This is a genomic window from Mucilaginibacter gynuensis (genome assembly GCF_039541195.1).
GTDB classification, from domain to species: domain Bacteria; phylum Bacteroidota; class Bacteroidia; order Sphingobacteriales; family Sphingobacteriaceae; genus Mucilaginibacter; species Mucilaginibacter gynuensis.
Genome location: NZ_BAABFT010000005.1, coordinates 100349 through 126626, shown reverse-complemented (window position 1 = coordinate 126626; position 26278 = coordinate 100349). Strand labels below are relative to the sequence as shown.

Sequence of the window (26278 nt, the reverse complement as noted above, 5' to 3'; positions counted from 1 at the left end):
AAAAGGTATGCCTGTAATCGGTATACCTTTTCTGCTTTATACAGGCATCAAATGTATCAGCACCGTTACGGGCTTTTTATCGGTTGATTTTAGATGTGCCGTCCGTTATTTATTATATTCGGCCATGCTATGCTGCTGTTTACCCTCCGCAGGTAGAAATAATAATAACTGAATGAAATTTTCCGCAACGCTTATATATTCTTTACTGATCTCAGGTATTGCTACCCCATGTTTCGCGCAAAAAAAAGAAATAAAGGTAGAACCCGGTGTTTCTTATTCATTAGCTGCTTACAGGCACCAGGTATTAACTAATATTCAGTACGATATTAACTTTAATATTCCTGCCGATAAGGACAGCGCCATAGCAGCCGAAGAAACCATCAGTTTTGATCTTAGTTCTACAGCGCAAGGCCTGCAACTTGATTTTAAGCAAAGTGCCGGTCATATTAAAAGCGTTACCATAAACAGTACGACGACTACACCCAACTGGCAGCAAGAGCATTTGGTTATTGACGCGAAGTATCTGCATAAAGGGGCCAACAAGTTAACTATTCAATTTACGGCAGGTAACGAATCGCTTAACCGTAACACCGGGTTTGTGTATGCCTTATTTGTTCCCGATCGTGCCCGAACTGTATTCCCGTGTTTTGATCAGCCCGATCTTAAATCGAAATTCCTGCTTACCCTGCAAGTGCCTGTCGACTGGAACGTACTCGCCAATGCCGTTAAAAAAGATTCGGTGCTTAATGGTGAGCGCTGCACCTATCATTTCGCCAATTCAGATAAGTTACCTACTTACCTATTCTCGTTCACGGCTGGTAAATACACCTCGCTAAGGCAAATGACGGGTAAGCGGCAGTCCGAATTTCTGCACCGCGAAACAGACAGCACTAAGATCAGATTGAGCGTTGGTTCGTTATTTAAGGCACATGAAGATGCCATAGCTTTTCTGGAGCAGTGGACGGGTATTCCTTACCCGTTTCAAAAAGTAGGTTTCGCGGCTATTCCCGATTTTCAGTTCGGTGGCATGGAACATCCGGGCGAGATCCAGTATAAAGCATCTGCCTTGTTTTTAGATGATGGCGCTACCAAAGATCAATACATCGCCCGTTCAAACGTGATTTCTCATGAGGTAGCACACATGTGGTTCGGAGATATGGTCACCATGGCCTGGTTTAATGATGTGTGGATGAAGGAAGTGTTCGCTAATTTTATGGCCGATAAGGTAACCGAAAAACTAATGGGTACCGAAACCTTCAACCTTAAGTTTTTGCAGGATCATTACCCTGCCGCTTACAGCATTGACCGTACAGCCGGTGCCAACCCCATAAGGCAGCAGCTTGATAATTTGCAGGATGCAGGCTCACTATACGGCAACATCATTTACCATAAAGCACCCATTATGATGCGTCAGCTGGAGCTGCTGATGGGGAAGGACAATTTCAGGAAAGGGGTACAGGAATATCTCAGAAAATACGCGTACGGCAACGCCACCTGGAATGACCTGATCGCTATTTTAAGCAAGTATACTAAAGCCGATTTATATAGCTGGAACAAGGTATGGGTTAACCAACCAGGCAGACCTATATTTAGTTATAAGGTAAGTTACGCGGGCGATAAGATCAGCCAATTTACTATTGAGCAACACCCCGAAAATGGCGCCATGCGGATATGGCCGCAGCAGTTTCAGGTTACCTTAGTGTATCCGGAGGGAAACAGATCAGTAAGTGTAAATATGAATGCGCAACAGGTTGTTGTAAACGGTTTAAAAGGATTGGGCAAACCTCAATATATCCTCTTTAATGCCGATGGGATGGGTTATGGCTTGTTCCCGGTGGATAAGGGCATGGAGGCTGGTTTGTTCGCTATTGCCAACCCATTGCAGCGTGCATCGGCCTATATCAATGCTTACGAAAACATGCTGGCCGGCAGGTCATTTACCCCGGCAGAACTGTTAAAACTGTTCAGCAGCGGGCTGCAAACAGAGCAGAATGAAATGAACCTGCGCTTGCTAACCGGCTATATCGGCACCATATTCTGGGAGTTTACACGTCCGGATGAAAGGACTACGTTAAGCGCCGGTTTAGAACGAACCTTGTTAGCTGCTATGGAAAGCCAAACGGCTGCCAATAATAAAAAGGTTCTGTTTAAAACTGTTCAGGATATTTATTTGAGCAAAGATGTACAAGGCAAAATGTACCAAATATGGCAGCATAAGCAAGCGCCCGCAGGTGTAAAACTAAACGAAGACGATTATATTTCACTGGCCTTAACACTCGCGCTAAAAAGCGATACCGCGACATCGGTAATTAAAGAGCAGCAGGGTAGGGTAACCAACATCGACCGTAAGGATCGACTTGCCTTTTTAATGCCAGCTCTGTCATTAGATGTGCACGAACGAGATGCTTTTTTCGAGAGCCTGAAAGACACTAAAAACAGGCGAAAAGAGGCTTGGGTAGTATCTGCACTTTATTACCTGAACCATCCGCTAAGGCAGGCAAGCGCTGTAAAATACCTACCCCAAAGTTTACAGTTGGTAGAGGAGATACAGCGTACCGGCGATGTGTTCTTCCCGCAATCGTGGCTGGGGGCGGTGTTCGGCAATTACCAGAGTAAAGAGGCACTTAAGGTAGTGGATGATTTTTTGAGATCACACCCAAATTATAACCCTAAACTGAAAGCCAAAATTTTGCAGGCTACCGATAATTTGTATCGTGCCAATCAACTGTTTGGCGGCAAATAATATTAGGCGGTTTGTTTATAGTTGTTGAGTATTTCGATGCCCTTAAAGGTACATATACCGTAGTTGAAATGTTGCAGAAACTGCGATTGTACTTCCCAAACATTATATTCAGCAACCGGGAATATTGTAGTGTTGAAACCCGTCTCAATCTGGTTCATACGCATACGTGCCATTATTTTGGCATCGATGCTATCGCGGATGTAGCCTTGTTTAATCCCTTTTGCTAAAAGCTGTTCCAGGGTTTGGGTTAATACATCGGTCTTAAATTTCAGAAAGAGGGCCCATGCATCGGGGTGGTGCTTTTGCAGCTCGTTAATAGCTATAGGGTTAACGCGCGAAAACAACTCCTCAGCAAAATGCGTCATGCTGATCAACTCCTCAATCATATTGCCCGATTGGTTCATGAGCGCGCATAAATGGCTATGATCCGCATTGAGCTTGCTTTGCACAAAGGCTTGTACTAACTCATCCTTATTTTTAAAGAACTGGTATATGGTTTTCTTGGAGATGCCTAAATGTTTGGCAATATCATCCATGGTTACACTCTTAAAACCCGCGTTTAAAAACAGCTGTTCGCTCCCCTCAATTATCTTCTCTGCACCTGTCACTTAGCTTCGTTAATTAATTGGCGGTACAAATATGATGGAGGTGGTAATGCCTTTTACAGCCCCGGTCAATATTTCGAGCCCCATTTTTTCGTCGGTAGTTTGTTGAATGATATTGAGCGAAATGAGGCCGTGTACAACCGCCCAGTAAGTGTAGTATTTCATCCGGATGGTTTCGTCGCTTACCGGCTTGTTTTTAAACAGGGCGGCAATCACTTCGGTCATCAGGTCGGGCACTAAATTGGCCTCTGCCGAATCGTTTTCTGTAGGTACGCAAACAAAGTTGATGCCGTACATCAGCTGGTAAAATACTTTGTGTGTAAAAGCGAAGTTCCAGTAGGCAATCCACATGGCTTCTATCTGCTTTTCGGGGATGCGGTGGCGGCTTTTGGCTTCGCGCACTTTTTCGGCAAGGGTAAGGTGCCCTCTTTTGGCCAGTTCAAGGTAAATACATTCCTTGTTCCTGAAATACTCGTAAATAACAGGCGGCGAATATTCTATCTGGTCGGCAAGCTTGCGCATGCTTAAGGCATCACAACCACCGGTTTCAACTATATCCAGGGCAGAATCAAGAATATTACGCCTGGTTTGGTCTTTCAGGCGCAATATTCTTTCTTTACTTCCCATAAATATCTTAATAATAGGCTCATAATACTCAGTAAAAACGATAATATGAATTTCTGTTTATTTATTGGCAATTGCAATGTTGAAATGCCGTTAAAATATGTCTGAAACTCTGCTGTTTTTAATGTTTCATATAGCAATATGAGCCTATTTATGTTTTTAACGCCATCCGCCGCCTAAAGCCCTATACAGGTTTACAATAGCCTGCAATTCCTGCAAACGGTCGTTAACGCTGCTTAACTGGGCTGTAAGTAAACTTTGTTCGGAGGTTAAAACGTCGGTATAGTTTGTTGCCGAGCTATAGCGCAAAAGCTCCTTGGTATAATCAACCGATTTTTCTAAGGCCTGTAATTGTTTCACCCTTGAACCTTGCTTTTCAACCGCGTTTTGGTAAGAGTACAAAGCGTTTGAAACTTCCTGCCCGGCTGTAAGTAACGATTGCTGAAAAGCGTAGTAAGCTTCTTGTTGCTGTGCTTTGGCGGTTCTTAAACGAGCCCTGTTTTGTCCCTGGCTAAAAATAGGCTGGGTGAGGCCGCCAATGAAGTTGTAAAAGATAGAATTATCAAAGATGTTCTTCAATTGCAATGATGACGCGCCGCCCTGTCCGGTAATGGTTAACTGCGGATAAAAATAGGTACGTGCCAGGTTGGTGCTTTCAAAAGCTGCCCTAAAGGCAAATTCGGCCTGCCGCACATCGGGCCTGTTTTTTAACAGTTGCGATGGAACGCCAATTTTAAGATCGGCAACGGTTTTTTGCTCGTTTAGTGAGCCGCGTTTAATAGGGCCGGGAGCACGTGCCAGCAATATACTCAACGCGTTCTCCGCTTCGCGGATGCTCTGGTTTAAATCCGGAATGGTTACCTCGGCGGCATAACGGTTGGCCTCGCTTTGTACTACGGCGGCACCGTTCACTATCGCGCCTTCTTTCAGGCTTTTCACGGTTTCTACGTCTTTTATCCTTATCTCCAAAGTTTGTTTGGTGATAGCCAGTTGCTGATCAAGCGCCATCAGATTATAATACGTATTGGCAATGTTGGCGATCAGCTGGGTTTGCACAGCCCTTTTAGCCGCGTCGCTTTGCAACAGACCAGCCAACGCCGATCTTTTGGCACTGCTCAATTTACCCCATATATCGGCCTCCCAACTGGTATTAAGCACCAGCTGGTAGGTAGTGGTTTTTAAGTTGAACGAGTTGGCAAACTCCGGCGGAAAGTTAAGGCTTGCCGCCGATGTTTTCGCCCGGGTTACATTAGCCCCCGCGCTTAAGCTTGGCAAAAAGGCAGCCTTGCTTTGCCCAAAGGTAGCCTGTGCTTCGGCAATACGCTGCACGGCGGTTTTCAGGTCGAGGTTTTCGTTCAGCCCTTCCTGTATCAGGTTGGTAAGTACGGTATCCGAAAACAACTGTTTCACCGGCATGTTGGCCATTGATGTGGTATCGGTAAGCGTGGTATCGCGATACAGGTGATCGGTATTAACGGTTGGCTGCCGGTACTTTTTAGTAACACATGAGGCAAGTATGGCCGCCGTTGTCAGCACGGCCAATACTTGTCTTTTATATAAATAGGTCATTTTATGAACTTGTTTAATAGTACTTAATAAATTGTATTATAGCGTGGCATGTTCCGCCCATTGCGCTTGTTCTTCTTCTTCGCTCATTGGTTTGCCGCTGATGCGTTCCTGTAAGGTTTGGAAAATGATGAACAATATTGGTATTACAAATACCCCGAAAATGGTACCGATAAGCATACCGCCAACAGCGCCTGTACCGATAGAACGGTTACCTGCCGCGCCCGCGCCCGATGCCAGCATCAGCGGCACAAGGCCCAATATGAAGGCGAACGAGGTCATGAGGATTGGCCTTATACGTGCTACCGAACCATCAATAGCCGCCTGCACAATACTTTCGCCTTTACGCCTGCGCATTACCGCGAACTCAACGATCAGGATGGCGTTCTTAGCCAGTAAGCCGATGAGCATGATAAGGGTGATTTGCAGATAGATGTTATTTTCGATACCGAATAACCAGGCGAAGATGAATGCCCCGGCTAAACCTACTGGTAGTGAAAGCAATACCGCGAACGGCAATATGTAACTTTCGTACTGCGCGCTTAGCAGGAAGTAAACGAACACCAAACACAAAATAAAAATGAAGATGGTTTGGCTGCCGCTGCTGATCTCCTCGCGTGTTAAGCCCGAAAACTCGTAACCATAACCCGCAGGCAGTGTAGTGGCGGCCACTTCCTGTATCGCCTTAATGGCATCACCTGTACTAAAGCCCGGTTTTGGCGCGCCCGTTACCGATATAGAGGTAAATAAGTTGAAACGTCTGATCGACTCCGGTCCGTAAACTCTTTTAAGCGTTACAAATTCAGATATCGGCGCCATTACATTGTTGGCGTTGCGTACATATATATTGTTTAAGCTGCCGGTGGTGCCCCTGTAAGCGGCATCGGCCTGTATCATTACCCTGTACTGTTTACCAAACTCGTTAAAGTTGGAGGCATAAATACCACCGTAATAACCCTGCAAGGTGCTCAATACCGAGTTTACAGGTACGCCTGCATCCTTACATTTGGCTATGTTAACATCCACCAAAAACTGCGGGAAGTTGGTATTGAAGAAGGTTGAAGCGTATTGAATTTCGGGGCGTTGGTTCAACGCGCCTAAGAATTTTCCGTTTATTTCGGCAAACTTATTAATATCGCCGCCGGTACGGTCCTGCACCTGGAACTCAAAGCCGCTGCTGTTACCAAAACCCTGCAAGGTTGGCGGGGCAAAGAATAATATGGTAGCGCCTTTTATCCCGGCCGTCATCCCGAACAGTTTACCGGTAACGCTGGTTACGTCCGATCCTTTGGCGGTACGGTCTGCCCATGGTTTCAGCTTGATCATGATCAAACCATAAGAACCACCCGCGCCGCTCAATATACCCTGACCGGCCACCCGGATCACCGACTCTACTTCTGGCATTTTTTGTATCATGCCGGCAACCTGGTCAACCACTTCGGTAGTACGTTCTAATGAAGCGGCAGGAGGTAATGATACGTCGCCAATGATAAAGCCCTGATCTTCGTTAGGTACGAAACCCGACGGCGTAGTTTTCAGCAAGAACCAAAATATCACCCCGAATACAACGATACCCGCGATAGCTATCCATTTTTTGGCAGCCAAAAAGCCTACCGATTTTTTGTATTTGCCGGTAAATGCATCAAAACCCGTATTAAACGCGGTATAAAAACGCTGCAATAAGCCCGATTTATGATGTTCACCTTCGGGATGCGGTTTTAATAACAAGGCGCACAATGCCGGACTTAAAGTAAGCGCGTTAACAGCCGATATCAAAATAGCGATAGCCAGCGTTAAACCAAATTGCTTATAAAACACCCCGGTTGAACCGGTGATAAACGATACCGGGATAAATACAGCCGCCATTACCAAAGTAATTGATATGATAGCGCCGCTGATTTCGCCCATGGCGCCAATAGTAGCTTCCTTACCGGATTTTGCACCGTTATCGAGCTTGGCGTGTACCGCCTCTACCACCACAATGGCATCATCTACCACAATACCAATGGCCAGTACCATCGCGAACAAGGTGAGCAGGTTAATAGTAAACCCGAACAATTGTAAAAAGAAGAAGGTACCCACAATAGCTACCGGAACCGCGATGGCCGGTATCAGCGTAGAGCGGAAATCTTGCAGGAAAATAAATACTACGATGAACAGCAGTATAAATGCTTCCACAAGGGTGTGGATCACTTTGTCGATAGATTCATCCAAAAAGTCGTTAACACTGAATATGGAGGTTTGGCTTATACCCGGAGGGAATGTTTTTGATGCCGCCTCAATAGTTTGCTCACAGGTTTTTATCAACTCGTGCGCGTTTGAACCCGCTGTTTGATAAATAGCTATACCGATGGCCGGTTTGCCATTCATTTTAGCGGTACTGGCGTAACTTTGTGCGCCCAGTTCTATACGGGCTACATCTTTAAGGCGTAATAACTGGCCTTTGGCTGCCGACCGTACCACAATATTCTCGAACTCGGAGGTGCTTTTAAGCCTGCCTTTATATTTTAAAACGTATTGATATGTTTGATTGTCATTTTCGCCTATTTTACCCGGTGCGGCTTCGATGTTCTGCTCGGCAAGGGCCGTATTTACATCATCGGGGATGAGGCCGTAACTGGCCATAACATCGGGCTTAAGCCAAATACGCATCGAATAATCCTGCAAACCAAAGGCTGAAGCCTCACCAACACCGTTGATCCGCTTAATTTGCGGTAAAAGGTTAATGTTGGCATAGTTTTGCAAAAAGGTTTGATCGTAGCTTTTGTTAGTGCTCGATAGGGTGAACACCATCACCATGCTGCTTTGGCGCTTGCTGGTGGTAACACCGGCCTTGGTAACCTCGGCAGGTAATAAGCTGGTAGCTTTTGATACCCTGTTCTGCACGTTTACCGCCGCCAAATCCGGGTCGGTACCTTGTTTAAAATAAACGGTAATGGTAGCGGTACCATCGTTACTGGCGGTAGATGTCATGTAGGTCATGTTCTCCACACCGTTAATCTGCTCCTCTAACGGAACAATAACGCTGTTCATCACCACCTCGGCATTAGCACCCTGGTATGATGTGGATACCTGCACCGTTGGCGGCGCTATATCCGGGTACTGTGTAATAGGGAGCGTGGTGAGCCCCAGTATACCCAGTATTACTATAATAACCGATATCACTGTGGATAGTACCGGTTTTTGAATGAATGTACGTAACATAGTTAATTTATGTTGATAGCCCGGCTAAGCTGCTAAGCCTGCCGTGCCTTATTGCGTGAAAATTAATTGAGATCCTTGTAAATAGTTTCGGCGGTTTGGGCTTCGGGTTTAATTACCATGCCGTCCTTTAAAGTATTTGCGCCATCGGTCACTACGGTTTCGCCTGCTTTTATGCCGCTGGTAACCACGTAAAACTGGCCGGTTGCTAAGTCCATAATCTCGATCTCGGTACTTTTAACCGCACCCTTGCTATCAACCACATATACAAAGTGTTTGCCTTGCAGCTCGTAAACCGCTTTTTGCGGTATCAGTATAGCATCCTTTAAAGTTTGCGGTATTTGTATGGTAGCAGTACCACCACTGCGGATAAGGCCAACCGGGTTAGGGAATGTAGCCCTGTAACTTGCCGAACCTGTTTCGGTATTGATCAATCCGCTGATGGTTTCTACGCGACCTTTTTCAGGATAGGTAGTACCATCGGGCAGTACAAGCGATACCGGCGGCGTGTTGGCCAGTTTCTCGTTCATGGTTTTACCCTTCATAGTGCGCGAAAAATCAAGCAACTGCTTTTCGTTGAGCGAGAAGTAGGCGTAAACCTTACCAATGTTTGAAATGGTAGTTAGCGGCTGCGCGGTGTTGGCGTTTATTAAACTACCTAATTTATAAGGTATGGTTCCTACCACGCCATTAACCGGGCTGGTAATGGTTGTATAACCCAAATTTGTTTTTGCATTGGCCAGGTTAGCTTTAGCCTGTGCCAACGCGGCACGGCGTGCTTTTAAGGTTAGTTGCGCTGCCTCCAGTTCGTAATGGCTGATGATATCTTTTTCAACCAGCGGTTTGGTTTTGTTAACCTGCAATTCGGCGCTGCTTACATCGGCTTCGGCACTGTTGATGGCGGCCGCTGCGTTGTTTACATCTTGCTGATATTGCGGGGCGCTTATCTTAAATAATAACTGGCCTTTTTTTACCACGCTGCCTTCGTCAATAAATATCTGTTCAACAAAGCCGTCAATTTTGGGGCGTATGTCGATATTCTGCTGGCCTTGCAGGGTAGCAGGGTAGGTGCTGTTAAGGGTAGCGTTATGTACTGTTAAGGTAAATATCGGGTAGCTTTGCGCAGGCGGCGGACCGCCTGCTGCTGCTGCCGCGCCCTGCTGTGTTTTATCGCCGCATGACGATAGCAGGATCAAGCCCGCGCTAAAACCGGTTAAAAGTTTAATTGTGTTTTTCATAAATATAAAGCCGTGGCTGTTTGAGTGGATTAAATGAGTAGGCATTGAGGTACTTCTATTTTTGTGTTTGACAATTTTGTTAATGGAGGTTCAAATTTTTTTACTGGAAGATCATTTTACAGATCATCATTTTGCGTTCTTTTATTAAGCCATTGAACTCATCGTTACTGAGCTCGAAAACTTTTTTATAAATAGGGGCCATTACCAGCGGATAGGCCATCAGCGAAAAAAGGTTCATCATGAAATGGATGGGGTTCATGGCCTCAATATGCCCGGCATCCATTTCGGCCTGTATCTGGCTCAAAAAGTATTGCATGCGTTCAGGCTTATCTTCATCAGCGTACTTACAGGTATCTGAATTGATCTCGGTGATCAGAAAAGTTTCCTGGTAGGGGAACGCGATGGATTCAGTGAGGAAAACCTCGATGAAGTTTTCGATCTTTTTGCGGAAAGGCAGGTCGGCCTTCATTACCGTATCCAGCTGTTGCGACAGGCCGTGCATGGCTTCCTTAAAAACCTGGTCAATTAAAGCGTCTTTCGACCGGAAATAGTAATTAAGCAACGTACGGCTAACTCCCGCGGCATCGGCAATGGCCTGCGTATTGGCATGCAGGCGGCCTTCGGCAAAGAAAATGTGTTTGGCGGTATCCTTAATTAATTTTTCGGTACCGGTATCTCTAACGGGCATATTTATAAGCACTATTAATAAGAGTGCCCGGCAAAATTGCCTTAATTAAATATGCAGCAGAATGTTGAAAGGGTGTACTAATATGTCAAAAGTTCTGTTTTTCTGAAATGATTGTAATAGATTAGTAATAATATTACAATGATGGTAATAAACAATGTTAACTTATATAACAAGATTAGAGAATGGATATAGATGATGCCGGTTATGCTTTGTCATTTGCAGATGATTTGCATCAACATGATTAATAAATATTTGATATGTCAATAAGTCTGCTAAATATGTCTGAAATTCTGTTCCGCTACCGCTTGCCGGTATCGCCCGATTTTCGGTATTGACTTGGGCTGATGCCTGCCTGTTTTTTAAAATACTTGCTGAAAAAGAACTGGTCGCTAAAGTTAAGGTACGAGGCCACCTGGCCAATGGTGAGGCTAAGGTCGTTCAATAATATCTTGGCTTCCATTAATACCATCTCGTCAATAAACTCGCCTGCCGTTTTGCCCGTAATTTCTTTAATGGTTTGCGACAGGTATTTGGGGGTTATATTTAACATGGCGGCATAAGCCAAAACGCTGCGTTGCTCGCGGTAATGTTGCGGCAGTAGTTTTAAAAAGCGGAAGGTAAGCTCTTCTTTACGCGTACCGAAAACATCATCGTACGATTCCTGCTTTTTATACAACGAACCCATCTCGTAAATAAGTGCAGCGAAAATGTTAAGCACTATTTCGTGCTGAAAGCCCTGCTTATCATCATCGGTTTTATATTTAAGTAATTGTACCATGGTTAACAGCACTTCCGCTTCTTTTGGCTGCAATAGCAGGAGCGGACTGATCTGCGGTGATAAAAACTCCATGGCATCTATATTCTTATTATGTATGCCCGCGCTCGACAAAAAATCGGAACTGAAAACTACCGAAGCTATCTTGCAATCGGGCGATACGCGCACAAACTGACGCACTACCTGCGGCGACAACATCAGGGCATTGCCAACCGTAAGCTGATAAGCCATCAGGTTTACATTGATCTCCAGTTCCCCCTGGGTAATTATAAAAAACGCGAAATGGTCCGACCGGAAAGGATACATAATAGGCGGAGGCGTTTCGCTCGCATCGGTATATATTATATATAGGCCTTTATTGGGGTCGTTAATACCAAAAGGGGCAAGTAACTGGTCAATAGTATGTGTTTGAACAGATGTTATGTTTAAATTCATGTACAGTGCGCTGTGTTTTTCAAAAAACTATCGAACCTAATACAAAAAATCAGGATAATAACCAGTGTTTTTTTAAAGATTGCTTCAAAATGGCGCAATAAACCGGGTTGAAATTTGGTAAAACGTTTCATTTGGCTGCTAAATCAATAAAATGCTGGCTGTTAACTTATGATATCTGACAGGTTTCATACGATTCATTGAATTTTATTCGATAATTATTAACCATTTCGGGCATATTTTATCAATATGTTAAAAAGCGGTGACTATAGGGTAAAATAGGTGATAATGCCCATACGCCAAACGGATACTTTTATAAGTAATTACTATTTAACACTTTAAAACCCCATTTGGTATGTTCATTAATTTTACTATTTCAATTTTCGGAACCTTTTTCAAATCAGAGCATTTACTGCTGTAGCTTATAATAATGGTGTATTGGCTTTGTAAAAAGGCGCCTGTTCTCAGCCAGGCAAATATACATCAAAACAGCAGCACGGCTGCACTGAGCTATAAATGATAGTTATTTAAATAAGCTGCTCACATAAACATAAGGCCTACCGATCTCCGCGTGGCCCGGTGAGTAGTGCTTATATCCGGTCTATAAATATTATATATCATTCTGATGAAAGAAAAATACTTTCTAACGGTTTTCATTTGCCTGTTGCTAATGCAAAACGTGTTTGCCCAAACAAAAATAACGGGCGTTGTTAAAGACGATAAAGGGAACACACTGCCATCTGTAAGCATTGTTGTAAAGGGAGGTAAAGGCGGGCAAACAGATAATAACGGTAAATTCTCAATAGAGGCTCCGGCTGATGCCACCTTAATAATAACCTATATAGGTTACATAAAACAGGAGATAAAACTAAACGGTAAAACCACCATAAACGTGGTGATGGAAGAAAGCCAAACCACGCTGAACGATGTGGTGGTAATTGGTTATCAAAAGGTAACCCGTAAAAAAACTACCGCGGCAATATCCAGTATATCGGCCAAAGAGATCGCCAATTTACCGGCATCCAGTTTCGATCAGTTATTACAAGGCCGCTTGTCGGGTGTAAACGTGCAAAACTTTTCGGGTATGCCGGGTGCTACGCCTACCGTATCGGTACGTGGTAACTCAACGGTAAATTCAAGTTATAATGAGTTCAGCGTAGTTAACTCGCCGCTGTATGTGGTAGATGGTGTACCGCAACCTACCGAAAGTTATGTAGGCCCCGGTACCGGAACAGGTAACAACTACCTGGCAGGTATCAACCCTAACGATATCGAATCTGTCGACGTATTGAAAGATGCCTCGGCTGCAGCTATTTACGGTTCGCGTGCTGCAAACGGCGTTATTTTGATCACTACCAAAAAGGGATTGAATACCGAGCCTAAGGTAATGATAAGCGGTTACACAGGTATTACGCAAAAACCTAAGCTGAGAGACGTTACGCTCGGTTCGGCAGAGCGCAGCCAAAAAATGGACATTTTGAGGGCGCAGCTTGACTATGCCTCGCAAAAGAACCTGCCTTATATGCTTACCGATAGTTTAAACCCGGCCTTTAATGGTAATACCAACTGGCAGGATATGTTTTACCAAACCGGTAAAATAAAAGATGTCGACCTAAGCTTATCAGGCGGTGGTACAGGTGGTACAACCTACCGTTTCAGTTCGGGTTATTATGATGAAGAAGGTATTATTAAAGCTACAGGATTTAAGCGTTATACCATGCGCCTTAACCTGCTTACCAAAGCTTTAAAAGAAAGGTTGACCATTAACCCAATTGTTGGTTATTCGCGCTCAGAGCGGGCGAGGGGTAACGGTGATAATGCTTCGCCTATATCTTTAGGGGCAGGTAATATGCCTTCGTCGTTATTTGAATTATCGCAAACTAAAAAAGATTTTTATTTAGGGGCCTACAATGCCAATTCGGATCAGAACGTGAGTAACCAGTTTACTTTCAACCTGAATATCGGTTATGATATTACCAAGAACTTCAAATTTACATCGCAATCGTCGTTTCTTAATAACTCGGCACGAAGGGATCAAAGCCAGTCGAGCCTTTTAAGAAACAACACGGGTAACTACTCGTACTCTTATGCTGATAACGGTATAACCGCGCTTACCTCAAACTACTTTACTTACTCAAATTCGTTCGGTAAACATAACATCAGCTTAATAGGTGGTCAGGATATCCAGTACGATCAATTCCGTTACACTACTGCATCAGGTACAAATGGCGCGTCAGATCAAATTACGGTAGTACAGGGTTTCCTGCAAAGTAATATTTTCGGTTATTCTGATTATCAGGCCAGCGGTTTGCTGTCATACTATGGCAGGGCGGCTTATGATTATGATAGCAAATACCTGTTATCGGTAAGTACCCGTACAGATGGTTCATCAAGGTTTGGTAAAAACAGCAAATGGGGTTTCTTCCCATCGGCATCAGTAGCCTGGATCATTTCTGAGGAGAACTTTATGAAGGATGGTGGCTCGCCATTTACCTTACTTAAGTTAAGAGGTAGTATTGGTGCCACAGGTAGCTTACCGGGAACTAATTATCTGCAATATAACCTGTACAATGTTAACGCCGGCGATTACGCGGGTAGTAACGGATCATCATCATACGGCGGTGTTACCGCGGTTACCCCAAACTTTATTAATGGTGTTGCGCAGGCAGGCCTTACCTGGGAGCGTTCAACCCAGTGGAACGTAGGTACCGATGTGGAGATCGATAACGGCAGGTACTCAATGGCGCTCGATTTTTATAACAAAGAAAGCTCAATGCAATTGTTCAGCGTAAGGCTGCCGGTTACCACAGGTTATGATAATGCCCTTACCAACTCAATTGGCGTGCGTAACGCGGGTGTGGATCTGTCTATCACTGCTAACCTTTTGCCTAAAACAAGTGCTATCAAATGGTTTTCAAGATTAAACGTATCGTACAATAAAAACACCATCATGAACCTGCCAAACGGCGGTCGCGATTTGGTTTTGAGCGGCGACAGGTTTGATAAATCGCACATATTAAGTGTGGGTAGCCCTATCAATACCTTCTACCTGTACAAAACATTAGGTGTATATAAAACTGATGCCGATGTGCCTGTAAATCCTTACACCGGCGACAGAATGTCCGCAGGTGGCAATGCTTACAGGGCAGGTGATTTTCAATTGGCCGATATGGATGGTGATTACCTTATCGATCCGTTCAATGATGGTATCAACCCCGATAAATTGCCAATTGGCGACCCTAACCCTAAATGGACAGGTGGTTTCACCAACAACTTTACCTGGAAAAATTTCACGGTGGGTGTGTTTTGTACCTTCACTTTCGATCGTGATGTGCTGAATATTTTCAGGTCAGATCTGATGTCGAACTCGTCAAGCGGCTCGCCTTCAAACTTCGCGGCCTATTCAACGCCCGATTTCAGCAAGATCAATATCTGGAGGCGCCCCGGCGATGTGGCTGAGTACGCTAAGGTAGATATAGGTAACTACCGTTACTATTACACCAGCGCACAAACTTTCTTCTTAGAAAAAGGCGGTTACTTCCGTATCAAGAGTATCAACCTTTCATACGATCTGCCGTCAACCGTAACTAAAAAACTGGGCCTAGGCAGGGTAAGAGTGTTTGGCGTTGCCGATAACGTGGCTATGTTCCAGCAGTCGCAATATTTACCTGATGCCGAAGCGGTAAACCCTTATGGCGAGTATAACGGAGCAGGATACCCTATTCCTAAGAAATACACAGTTGGACTTGAAGTTAATTTTTAAAAAACGGGAAGCATGAAAAATAAATATCTGATAGGCAGTTTAATGTGTGCAATGGTTATTGCCGTGCTAACAAGTTCGTGCAAGAAACTACTTGAACAAACACCACAAAATTCAACTTACTCTGAGGTTTTTTGGCAAAGCTCAAGAGATTTAAACAGTGCCATAGCGGGTAACTACGCCTTACTGCGTGCCGCGGCTAATAGCGGTACTTATAATCCAAGTCCGCGGTATTACATGTATGGCGATGCGGTAGCCAAGAGTTATTTCACCATGCAGTATGTGGGCGACGGGCTCGAAAATATCCAGAATGGCGATTATACCTTTATTTATAACCTTAACTCGCTGGCCAACTGGACATCGTATTACAAAACCATCGCGATGTCGAACATTGTACTAAGCAAGGTGCCCGGCGTACCCGAAGATAAGCTGACCGATGTAACCAACCCGGCGCAGTTTAAACGCAAAATTATGGGCCAGGCATTGTTTATACGTGCGTTGTCGTACTTTATGATGACACGTGTTTGGGGCGATGTGCCATTGGTTACCGAGGCTTATGAAGATCCGATCAGCGCACCGCATTTACCGCGTAGCCCGAAAGCTGACGTAATGAAGCAAATTGAAAAAGATTGCCATGATGCCATCGGCATGCTTGATTGGGGATACACCAATACTGCGGAGGCTCACATTACGGCCAGTAAAGGATCGGTTTACGCTTTATTAGCGCACCTGTACCTGTGGAGGGCAACCATGACGGATGTACGTTCAAACACACCTATTGCTGCCGATGTTGCAAGCGCCGATACTACACTTACAGCGGTTATTGCCAAAGGCGGTTATACCTTAACCGATACCAGCAAGTATTACGATACGTTTGTAGGCCGAAGCAACGAAGGCATATTTGAGCTGAACATGAGCGAGAACACTAAAGAAGGTTCAAGCTGGAGCATCGCCAATATGTTTCTACGCAGTAACTATATAGCCTATAACAGCGACAACTCCAGAAACTATGTTAACACAGGTTATTTAAACGATCATTTTTATAAACTAACCAAGGATTGGCAATGGGTATGGACAGGCTCTCAATGGGTTTGGACGGAAGTATCTGTAAAGACGATCGATTCGCTTGATGTAAGGTATCGTAAGAACTTTGATTATCGTGGTACAGATCGCCCTACCTGCATCAAATACCATAACGTGGTTTACCGTAATGCAGGGCAGTTACAGGATGCTTATGTAAGTAACAACATGATCATCTTCAGGCTGAGTGATATGAAGTTGCTGCAAGCGGAGGTAGCCCTTTACCAGGGTAATACGGGCAAAGCAATTGACATTATTAATTCATTCAGGAAAAGATACGGCGCCTCGCCCGATGCGCAGTTAGCTACCGACCTTACAAAAGACCAGGTGATGGACGAGTATATACTTGAACGTGGCAAGGAGATGTACCTGGAAGGACATATATTTTACGATTTGCTGCGTACCCGTAAGTACGAAACCTTTGTGCCCTGGCTATCATCAACCAGGTTTGCACAGGAAGGCTTTTACTGGCCGGTATATCCATCATTATTCAGTGATAATAACCTCTTGAAACAAACCTCTTACTGGTTGGGCAAAATATAGTGGCCTGGCCCGAGAGTGAAATGATTAGTTAGCAATTGATATTGATTTATTACAATGGATAAAATGAAAAAGATAAACAGATATATACTATGCGCCATAATGGGTTTGCTTGCCCTTACCGCGTGTAAAAAGAACGACTATATTAATGATGGGGGCAAAGCCAACGCGCATGTTAACATGACTACGTACGACTTCCTGAAATCGCGCCCGCAATTTGATTCGCTGGTACGCATAATTGATAAGGCCGGTATGAAGGATGAAATAAACGGTAACATCACCTTTTTCGCTACCACTAACTATGGTATAGTTGATTATGTGAAAGCCAAAAAACAATTGAAAATTATTGAAGTAGGCGATGAGAATATCAACTTCGGTATCAAGGATCTGAACGCTGCCGAGTTGCGCGATTCGTTGAAGATCTACATGTATAAGGGTGCTATAAACCGTGCGCAAATGACCACTGAAGGCACCCTGTACGATTCAATGCTGGGCGCTATACCTAACGTGAAGTTTATGATAAGGCTGCGCCGCACGTTAGATTATGGCGGCTATGTTGATTATGTTGACTATGTGAACTTTACCAAAGTAATAGGTACACGCGACGATAAAGAGGCCGACCAGGCAAGCATCCCGCAAAATCAAAAAGATATCTCTTACGATTGCCAAACCTCCGGTATTATCACTACCACAGGGATACTGCACGTACTGTCAGACAACCAGCGATTATTTTTTAACGGTGAATCATTAGGTAATTAAACCCGCAATTAAAATGAAAATCAGATCAATAAAAATAGCATCAGCGCTTGCCCTGGTAATTATGGGGGCCATTGCTTGTAAAAAAATAGATAAGGGCTTTTTAAGCGATACCATTCGTTACAAGGATAATGATATTTACGCTAAGCGGGGGATGACCCTAACCCTTTCAGACCGTATCAATGCCGATGGCTCAACGCCACCGTTCGAATTTGAGATGATCAACTTCAGGGATGTGCTTACCGGCGCCCCGGTACCCGAGGAATTCTATAAAAAGTATGAAATAACAACGTTTAAAAATGGCATGACCTTTAACGCGGCCACCGATACCACCGTGGCGCTTTTGAATGCTAAACGGGAAACCGTTTTACGTGCACCTATGGAGTTCAATCCTATAAGCGGGCAGCTGGCTTTTAACAGGGCGTCGGCCTATTTACCGCTGGGTGTGTATGTGTTCGATTTAAAGGCTACTAACTCTTTCGGTACCAAAACCTATCCTTCATTCGCGCGGATAAACGTAATTGAGCCAAGTATTGAGGATGTTTTCCAGATCACCTATCAGGCAGCAAGCGGATCGAGCGATGCGGAAGCATTTACTACTATTAAGCCGCCACGCCTTACCTGTACCAAAATATCAAACGATGGCGCAAGGGTTATCTTAAAAATTACCGACAAAAATGGTGTTGCCTTTAACCCTGCCAATGGCGAGGTAGTAAAACGCGGCGACAGGCCAACATTTGAATCGCATGCTAAATTTAACCCGGTATTACCAACTGATACAGCGTTGATATGCGATTACGAAGTGGCGCCGTTCCCGCTGGTAAAATACATAACTCCAACAACGGATTGGGGATACCTGATCTACTATCGGATACCTAAACGTTTCGCATCCATTGATGGTGTTCCCAACAATAACGTAAACCCGGTATTTGGTTTCAGGGTGTTAATGGAAGGTACCTACGTAGTTGAAGTAAAACTTACCGACGTAACACGACTGCCACAATAACAAACTAATAATACCCCTAATAAACTAACAAACCGCGGTAGTGATGCTACCGCGGTTTTGTTGTGTTGTTTGAAAGTTTTTACAATAAAAAGTGTTGTCATTGCTTTATACCTCGCAATGACACGTTTTGCCTCACCCAACCCTCTCCATGGGAGAGGGCTTTAGACACCCCTTTCCGTTTTCCGTCAGCAAACAGCTTCGGGCGAAAGCGGGCAGAACTGTGGTGGGTAGGAGCGTAGGTGGGCATAGGAACTTGTTGCACGTGGGGAGGAAATGAGCGGTGGGGCAAAAGTACCAGCCCCCAAGTTCTGCACGGTTTGCAGGGCATGGCCAAGTGCGGCAAAGAAGCCTTTTGCTGGACATGCCCTTTTGCTACTTTTGGGGCACAGCCAAAAGTAGTAGCCCCTGCGGCAATGAGCAAACTGACTTTAATCATAGCACAACAAAAACCTACGTAGAGATTGCTTCGTTCCTCGCAATGACGATAGTGATAGAAACCGAGTTAAAACGCAATAAGATAATTGCTTTGCAACTCGCAACAATGACAATTACTTAATACTATTTATAAACAACACTTACCATGTTACTGCTATTTACCTACTTTTAAAACACAATGAAAACACTAACATCATTACTGCTTTCGGGCGTTGCCTTGTTTGCTTTAACGGGCAATACCCGCGCACAAAATACGCCAACATTAATTTTGCAGATAGACGCGGAAAACAAGGTGCAAACCATTCAGAATATAGGTGCTTCGGGTTGCTGGTTTTCCGAGGGGATAGGCAAATACTGGCCTTCTGAAAAAAAGGAAAAGATTGCTGAACTATTGTTCAGTAGTGAGGTTGATAAAGGCGGCAACCCGCAGGGCATTGGTCTTTCCGCATGGCGGTTCAATATTGGCGGCGGTACTGCCGAGCAAGGCGACAGCAGCGGCATTGTCGATTTTCGTAAAAGGGTAGAATCTTTCCTGGCACCCGATGGTACTTATGATTGGAACAAGCAGGCTGGTTACCAGTGGTTTTTACGAAAAGCAAAAAGTTATGGTGTTAAAGAACTCATCGCTTTTTCAAACACGCCGCCTGTACAGTTCACCCAAAACAACCGGGGTTTTAAAACGGAGAAAGACTATAAGGCCAATTTAAAGCCTGATAGGTATAATGACTACGCCGAATTTTTGGCGACCGTTATAAAGCACTTCGATAAAGAAGGACTGCATTTTAGTTACATAAGTCCGGTGAACGAACCGCAGTGGGATTGGTCGAACAAACCGGGGCAGGCCAGCCAGGAGGGTAGCCCATGGGCAAATGAAGATATTCATCGTGTGATATTGGCTCTGGATGCATCGCTGGCAAAAAATAAATTGCAGACCCAAATACTTACTACCGAAGCAGGGATGCTTACCTACCTGTATTCGGGTAAATCGGCATCATCAAGCCAGATCCAGGCATTTTTTGACAACGGGAGCAAATACAGCCTTAATAACTTGAAGAGCGTACCCAAAGTTATTGCCGGGCACAGTTACTTTACCGATTCGGGCGATAGCGCGATAGTTGCCGTACGTAAAAACCTGGCCGATACCGCCCGTAAATACAAGGTGGATTTTTGGCAGTCGGAATACTCTATGCTGGCCGATGGTTTCAGGGAGGGTACAAAAAACAGCAGGAGTGCTATTGATTGCGCCTTGTTCCTGGCAAAAATAATTCACCATGATATTACCGTCGCCAACGCCTCGGCATGGCACTTATGGAACAGCTACGAACCCGGCAGTGCCGAAAAGGATACCCGCTACTATCTCATCGCCCTCAACCCCGAAAAAGACTATAAGAATGGCGAATTTACCGTTACCAAAAATCTGTGGGCAATGGGCAACTTCAGCCGTTTTGTAAGGCCGGGTATGCAGCGTTTGAACACGCAGCGGAATGACGGCATCGATTTGGTAAAGGCCGCGCAGGATGTAATGGTATCAGCCTACACCGGCAACAACAAACTGGTGATCGTAGCCATAAACTATACCAATGCCCCGCGCGAAATAAAACCGCAGCTAAGTAACTTCAAAGCTATTAAAAGCTACCGCACCTACACAACATCAGCAGCGAGCGATGATAACCTGAAAGCATCGGCTGTTGAAAAAGCCAATACGGCTGTAACGCTTAAACCACGCTCAATAACTACCATTGTGTTTGAATAAGGAATCATCAAGCTAAAAATATAAGCAACAAAAAAGCGGAAGAATTTACTCTTCCGCTTTTTTGTTGCGTTTTATGCGGGTGTGATAGCAGGTGCTATTTAATTACCCACTCGTGTATGCCCGTGGCGTTATCAACCGGTAATTGTATCTCCATTTTAATGGCGGTGGTTTTTACAGGTTCAAAGCTCACGGTGTTCATTTTGTCTTTCTCGTTTTGGTACGGCTTAGTGGTTTTTACCTCAACCCATTGGTCGCCTTTTTTGTAAAGCAACTTGTACGATGCCGGTATTCTGCAACCTCCCCACGGGCCATCATCAAACCAATAAACACTTGATGATGATATAGTGTGCTCGGTATCAAAATCGTACTGTACAAACTCGGTGGTGTTCTTTTTAGGCCACCAGTGCAGGTACGGGTAGTTGGTGTCTTTTGAGTCGGCAGGCTCGTACTGGTCTTTAATGGCGCTGTACATGCGCTTGTTTTTTAACGACGACGATACCATGCTCATGCTGGCAATAGTAGGGGCAGGCTTAGGTTTAACAGCGCTGCTTTCGTAAGGGATCCATACGGTCATTTCGCTTGGGCCGCGGTTTGCCCAGGCGTAATAAGGTATAGCCGTAACTTCCTGCTCGGTTTTTATCAGCGAATCTGAATTTAACTGGCGCTTTGTGCTTACGCCGCTCACGGTAATTACATCAACACCATTTAACAAATTAGGGTTGTAAGCAGTTTTAACCTCGGCGTTTTTGCTCACCATAATATTTTGCACCAGGCTGTCTTTATTATCGGGGCCTTCAAGGCAATATACGATAGGGCCTTTTTCAAAAGCGAAGCGATCGCGGTCGTCTTTAACATTGCTGTTGGCCAGTACTTTTTGCACTTCCATAGGCAGTAAAAGCGTAACCTTGTCGCCTTTTTTCCAGGTTCTGTTCAATACGGCGTAGCCTTTCTCGGTAGTAAAGGTGGTGGTTTTTCCGTTGATCATTAACGTAACAGGCAATTTAGCACTGCTGTTGAATGAGTACAGATCGCCCGGTACAGGCTCTTGTTTAGCCCAGCCCGGTATACGTACCCTTAGCGTGAAATTGCCTGCTTTAGCCGGGGTAACGGTCAGGTCTATTTTACCATTCCATGGGTAATCGGTAGTTTGCTCAATGTTAACGTTGCCCGATGTAAGTTTGATGTTACTGGTGCTGGTCATAAACAGGTTTACGTACAGGTCATTTTTGTTTTGCGCGTACACATAACCCGGTACCGATGGTAAAAAGCGGGTCATGTTTGAAATACAGCAGGCGCAGCTAAACCAAGCGCTGCGTTGGTGCTGAAACATAGATGCCAGCGGGTTCGGATAAAAGAAACGGTCGCCCGATAGTGATACGCCCGAAAGTAAGCCGTTGTATAAAGTTCTTTCGAGGATGTCAATATATTTTGAATCGCCGTGTAGTAAGAACATACGGTTGTTCCAGTACACGTTACCAATAGCGGCACAGGTTTCGGCATAGGCCGACATGTTTGGCAACTGGTAGGCATCGCCAAAAGCCTCACCGGCTCCGGTAGCGCCAATACCACCTGTAATGTAAAGCTTCTTATCCACTACATCGCCCCAAATATCATCAATGGCGTTCAGGTACTTCACGTCGCCGGTAAGCGCGGCAATATCGGCCATGCCGGTATACATGTAGGCCGCACGTACAGCATGCCCCACAGCGGTATGCTGATCAACCACGCGTTTATCGGCCTGGTTATAGGCCTCGCCTTTAGGTCCGCGTACATCCAGGAAAAATTTAGCCAGGTCGAGATATTTTTTATTGCCCGTAACCCGGTACATTTTCGAAAGACCGATCTCCACAATCTGGTGACCCGGATATTCTTCAACCTTGCCCGGTCCGAAATCGCGCACCAACAGGTCGGCATTTTTTATGGCGATGTTGAGCAGTGTTTTTTTGCCTGTAGCCTGGTAATGCGCTACAGCGGCCTCAAACAAGTGGCCCGAATTGTAAAGCTCGTGGCTTAATACTTCTTCTTTCTCCCACCTTTTGCTGCCAATCCAGTCGTGTGGTTTGGCTGCCTTAACGGTACGGAAAGTGTACAGGTAACCATCCTTCTCTTGCGCGGCACCAATAATGGTGATCAACGAATCGATATAGAGATCGAGCTTAGGGTTCTTTTTAACCTGCATGGCATACGATGCACCTTCAATTACCTTGTAAATATCGGTATCATCAAACGGGAACTCGCTTAGCTTATCGCCACTCAATTGCCCGGCTGCCCTTAAAAAGTTATCAACCCGGCCATTCAGCTTACATTGCTGCAAGGTGTAGGGGATGGTTACATTGGCGTTTACCTCCATTTTGGGCTCCCAAAATTTATCGTGTACGTGTACATGCGTAAACGAAACGGGCTGTATGGGATAATCTTTGTATTGCGCCAACGCGTGGCCGGCCATTGCCGATAAGGCCACCGTAGCAATACATGCCGTTCTTAATTTATTGATCATAAACTTATCGTTATGTTGGTTAGTTGCTTTTTACCATGCGCACACCATATATAGGGCCTGCGCCGTTGCCTTGCTTAGGCATTAATTTTATCGTTACTTTCTTTTTGCCCTTGGTTAGTTCGGCAGGTATTTCGTAAGAGATATCGTAAAAACGGCTCTCTTTATACTTGTTCAAATCTTCGGTGGCTACCTTAACATTGTCAACCAGTATATCAAAAATACGCCCGCGGTTGTCCATGCCCCAATAGGTGCCAATCAGCGTGTTCTTTTGCACGTCGTCGGTTTTCATATCAAAGGTGATGTAACCGCCTTCCCATGCCGAACGCCATTTACGCTGGTGATCTTCACCGGTGCCCAGCTTTTCGCCCGCGAAATTATGGTCGCGTTCGGGCTGCATTTCGCCTACACGTAAAATATCGGTGGTGCGTGCTTCCAGTTCCTGGGCTTGTTTACGGGCCTCGTCGTAGGCCTTTTGCTGTACCACCCAGGCATCAGGGCTAAACACATCCCAATAAACCGAATAGTATTCGTTTTTGGTTTGATTGAAAGGCACCAACTTAACATCTGCAGGCTGCGCTATTTTTGCCGTACGGAAATCCAGCTGGCTCTTATCAACCATTTGCAGCCACTTGTTAGGGTCGGTTTCGCTGGTCACAAACACAGGCACACCTTTCAGCGGATCGGGCTCAACGTCGCCCAATACACCGGCTAATAACACCGGACCGTAAAAAAGCGCGCGGCGGTTAGCATTATCAGGCATTGACTCGGTGTAAATGTTTTCGGGAGTGGTAAACTCAATTACATCGTTGTTTTTCCAGGTGCGGTTTACAACAAGGTAGCCGGTGCTGTCTTTACTTACTTGTATAGCCTTGCCGTTTACTTTAAGTACCGCGCCGGTGGTCCATTTTGGTTCACGTATGCGGATGCCCAGCTTGGTGGCTTTTTTAGCGCTGATGGTAAGGCTTATCTTATCGCTTTGCGGCAGGGTAGTTTCCTGTTTAATGCTGATGCCTTTATCCTTATAATTAAGTACCGATGGGATGAACAGGTTTACATAAACGCTGCCATCGCTGCCGCGGAAATAGATACTCTCGTTGTATTTTACATGGTTCTCCATACCCGAACCCACACAGCAGGTAAAGGTGGTGAACGGCGTGCTGTACTCTTTTTTACCGCCCATGCGCAAAGGTACAAAGTAGCACATCATGCCGTCATCATGGTTTTGTGAGGCCAGTATGTGGTTGTAAAGCGCCTTCTCGTAATAATCCATTAACCCTGCCGATGGATTAACCGCGAACAGATGGCGGGTAAGTTTCAGCATGTTGTAAGTATTACAGGTTTCGGTTGTATTTTCGGTAAGCTTATCGTTCAGCTTGCGCGGCTCGCTCAGGTACTCATAGTTACTGTTGCCGCCTGTGGCGTACGAGTGGTTGTTAACCACGGTAGCCCAAAAGAAATCGGCAATGGTTTGATCTTTTTTACTACCGGTAAGCTCGTACCTGCGGGCGCTGGCAATAATTTTAGGTATCTGGGTATTAGAGTGTTTTCCGGGGAGTATGTCCTGCTTTTCGGCCAATGGATCGAGTATGCGTTTATCGTAAAATTTGTACGACAGGTCGAGGTACTTCTTATTACCCGTAATAGCGTACAGGTTCACAAAGGTTTCGGCCATGCCGCCATATTCGCAAAAAAGCATTTTCTCCAGTTGCTCGTCGTTCAGGTTTTTGAGGGTTTCACCTGTCCAGTCGGCAAGGCCTTCGCTTACTTTAAGGGCTTGTTTGTTACCGCAATACAGGTAAACATCCAGCAAGCCTGCAAATACCTTATGTACGGTATACCATGGCGACCAGCCGCCGTTCAAGTCGAATCCGCGCGAGCGTATATCGCCTTTGGCAACTTCGGCCCAAATGGTGTCTTCTTTAGGTATGGCGCCTATGTAACCCGTTTTGCGCGCCTTTTGGCATTCATCCAGTTCGGCTACTATATAATTGGCGCGTTTTAAAAATTCAGCATCGCCGGTTGAAGCATAATGCATAGCTATGGCCGATAAATAATGGCCTAAGCTATGACCCGCCAACCCGGTTGATTCCCAGCCCTCATACATCTTGCCTTTGGGCTTTAAACCCGAGTGCGAACGGAAGCCTGACAGCAGCCTGTCGGTATTAATTGAAAGTAAATATGCCTCGTCGGCTTTCATGGCTGTTTTAAACGGACCATCGAGCAATTGCACCTGGTTTAAATCAAAACTGTAGGCCTTTATAGGCACGGTAGCTTTAACTTTTAAACGGCTATCATTAAACTCGGGGACATAGTTTTGTGCATATAAAGTGTTAAAAGCACACGTATTAATTAACGTAAGGCATGCAGCAAATAGTAAGTTTTTCTTCAACATATTAAGTTGTGTAATTATTTGAATGAACCATGGGTAAAATTAGCTTAAATAACACACCCATGTTATCTCATTCTTGGCAATTGATAACCATATTTTAACTCATTTGGGCATAAATGCCAATCAATTAACAGCCATTGTTAATGTGCTTAAATATGCTAAAACGAGTAAGTTTGCTATATGCAGGTTT

15 protein-coding genes are annotated in these 26278 nt (G+C 44.9%); 6 read left to right on the top strand and 9 right to left on the bottom strand.

Features of this window, described 5'->3' with window-relative positions:
* Nucleotides 1-172 precede the first annotated feature (172 nt).
* Nucleotides 173-2743, top strand: coding sequence for a M1 family metallopeptidase (locus tag ABD894_RS11600; RefSeq protein ID WP_345211196.1), 2571 nt, complete (start codon nucleotides 173-175; stop codon nucleotides 2741-2743).
* 2 nt (nucleotides 2744-2745) lie between these two features.
* On the opposite strand, the gene ABD894_RS11595 is transcribed toward ABD894_RS11600, so the two are convergent.
* From ABD894_RS11595 to ABD894_RS11565, 7 genes are all read right to left on the bottom strand, one after another.
* Nucleotides 2746-3351: a TetR/AcrR family transcriptional regulator gene (locus ABD894_RS11595; protein WP_345211195.1), complete on the bottom strand. Its 606-nt coding sequence runs from the start codon at nucleotides 3349-3351 to the stop codon at nucleotides 2746-2748.
* A gap of 9 nt (nucleotides 3352-3360) precedes the next feature.
* On the bottom strand, nucleotides 3361-3975 hold the full coding sequence (locus ABD894_RS11590) for a TetR/AcrR family transcriptional regulator (protein ID WP_345211194.1): 615 nt from the start codon (nucleotides 3973-3975) through the stop codon (nucleotides 3361-3363).
* A 156-nt stretch (nucleotides 3976-4131) separates the two neighbouring features.
* Nucleotides 4132-5541 (bottom strand): efflux transporter outer membrane subunit, encoded by a 1410-nt coding sequence (locus tag ABD894_RS11585; RefSeq protein ID WP_345211193.1) that lies wholly within the window; start codon nucleotides 5539-5541, stop codon nucleotides 4132-4134.
* Between the two features lie 36 nt (nucleotides 5542-5577).
* Entirely contained in the window at nucleotides 5578-8742 is a 3165-nt protein-coding gene (locus tag ABD894_RS11580) for an efflux RND transporter permease subunit (RefSeq protein WP_345211192.1), read from the bottom strand.
* 62 nt (nucleotides 8743-8804) lie between these two features.
* A complete protein-coding gene (locus ABD894_RS11575) occupies nucleotides 8805-9977 on the bottom strand; it encodes an efflux RND transporter periplasmic adaptor subunit (protein WP_345211191.1) in 1173 nt (390 codons plus the stop codon).
* 100 nt (nucleotides 9978-10077) lie between these two features.
* Nucleotides 10078-10665, bottom strand: coding sequence for a TetR/AcrR family transcriptional regulator (locus ABD894_RS11570; protein WP_345211190.1), 588 nt, complete (start codon nucleotides 10663-10665; stop codon nucleotides 10078-10080).
* A gap of 298 nt (nucleotides 10666-10963) precedes the next feature.
* Nucleotides 10964-11875: a helix-turn-helix domain-containing protein gene (locus ABD894_RS11565; protein WP_345211189.1), complete on the bottom strand. Its 912-nt coding sequence runs from the start codon at nucleotides 11873-11875 to the stop codon at nucleotides 10964-10966.
* Between the two features lie 622 nt (nucleotides 11876-12497).
* Here ABD894_RS11565 and ABD894_RS11560 point away from each other — a divergent pair.
* From ABD894_RS11560 to ABD894_RS11540, 5 genes are all read left to right on the top strand, one after another.
* Complete coding sequence (locus ABD894_RS11560; protein ID WP_345211188.1) at nucleotides 12498-15635, top strand: SusC/RagA family TonB-linked outer membrane protein; 3138 nt, start codon at nucleotides 12498-12500, stop codon at nucleotides 15633-15635.
* A 12-nt stretch (nucleotides 15636-15647) separates the two neighbouring features.
* Nucleotides 15648-17255 carry a RagB/SusD family nutrient uptake outer membrane protein gene (locus ABD894_RS11555; protein WP_345211187.1) on the top strand — a complete coding sequence of 536 codons (1608 nt, stop codon included), beginning with the start codon at nucleotides 15648-15650 and terminating at the stop codon, nucleotides 17253-17255.
* 63 nt (nucleotides 17256-17318) lie between these two features.
* The gene (locus tag ABD894_RS11550; RefSeq protein WP_345211186.1) at nucleotides 17319-18011 is read left to right on the top strand and encodes a hypothetical protein; all 693 of its coding nucleotides are present in this window, start codon (nucleotides 17319-17321) and stop codon (nucleotides 18009-18011) included.
* A gap of 13 nt (nucleotides 18012-18024) precedes the next feature.
* The gene (locus ABD894_RS11545; RefSeq protein ID WP_345211185.1) at nucleotides 18025-19014 is read left to right on the top strand and encodes a hypothetical protein; all 990 of its coding nucleotides are present in this window, start codon (nucleotides 18025-18027) and stop codon (nucleotides 19012-19014) included.
* 613 nt (nucleotides 19015-19627) lie between these two features.
* Nucleotides 19628-21202, top strand: a complete 1575-nt coding sequence (locus tag ABD894_RS11540) for a glycoside hydrolase (protein ID WP_345211184.1) — start codon at nucleotides 19628-19630, stop codon at nucleotides 21200-21202.
* A 94-nt stretch (nucleotides 21203-21296) separates the two neighbouring features.
* Here ABD894_RS11540 and ABD894_RS11535 read toward each other — a convergent pair whose 3' ends face one another.
* Together ABD894_RS11535 and ABD894_RS11530 are read right to left on the bottom strand one after the other, a co-directional pair.
* The gene (locus ABD894_RS11535) at nucleotides 21297-23699 is read right to left on the bottom strand and encodes a glycoside hydrolase family 127 protein (protein WP_345211183.1); all 2403 of its coding nucleotides are present in this window, start codon (nucleotides 23697-23699) and stop codon (nucleotides 21297-21299) included.
* A 19-nt stretch (nucleotides 23700-23718) separates the two neighbouring features.
* The gene (locus tag ABD894_RS11530; RefSeq protein ID WP_345211182.1) at nucleotides 23719-26091 is read right to left on the bottom strand and encodes a beta-L-arabinofuranosidase domain-containing protein; all 2373 of its coding nucleotides are present in this window, start codon (nucleotides 26089-26091) and stop codon (nucleotides 23719-23721) included.
* Between the last annotated feature and the right edge of the window lie 187 nt (nucleotides 26092-26278).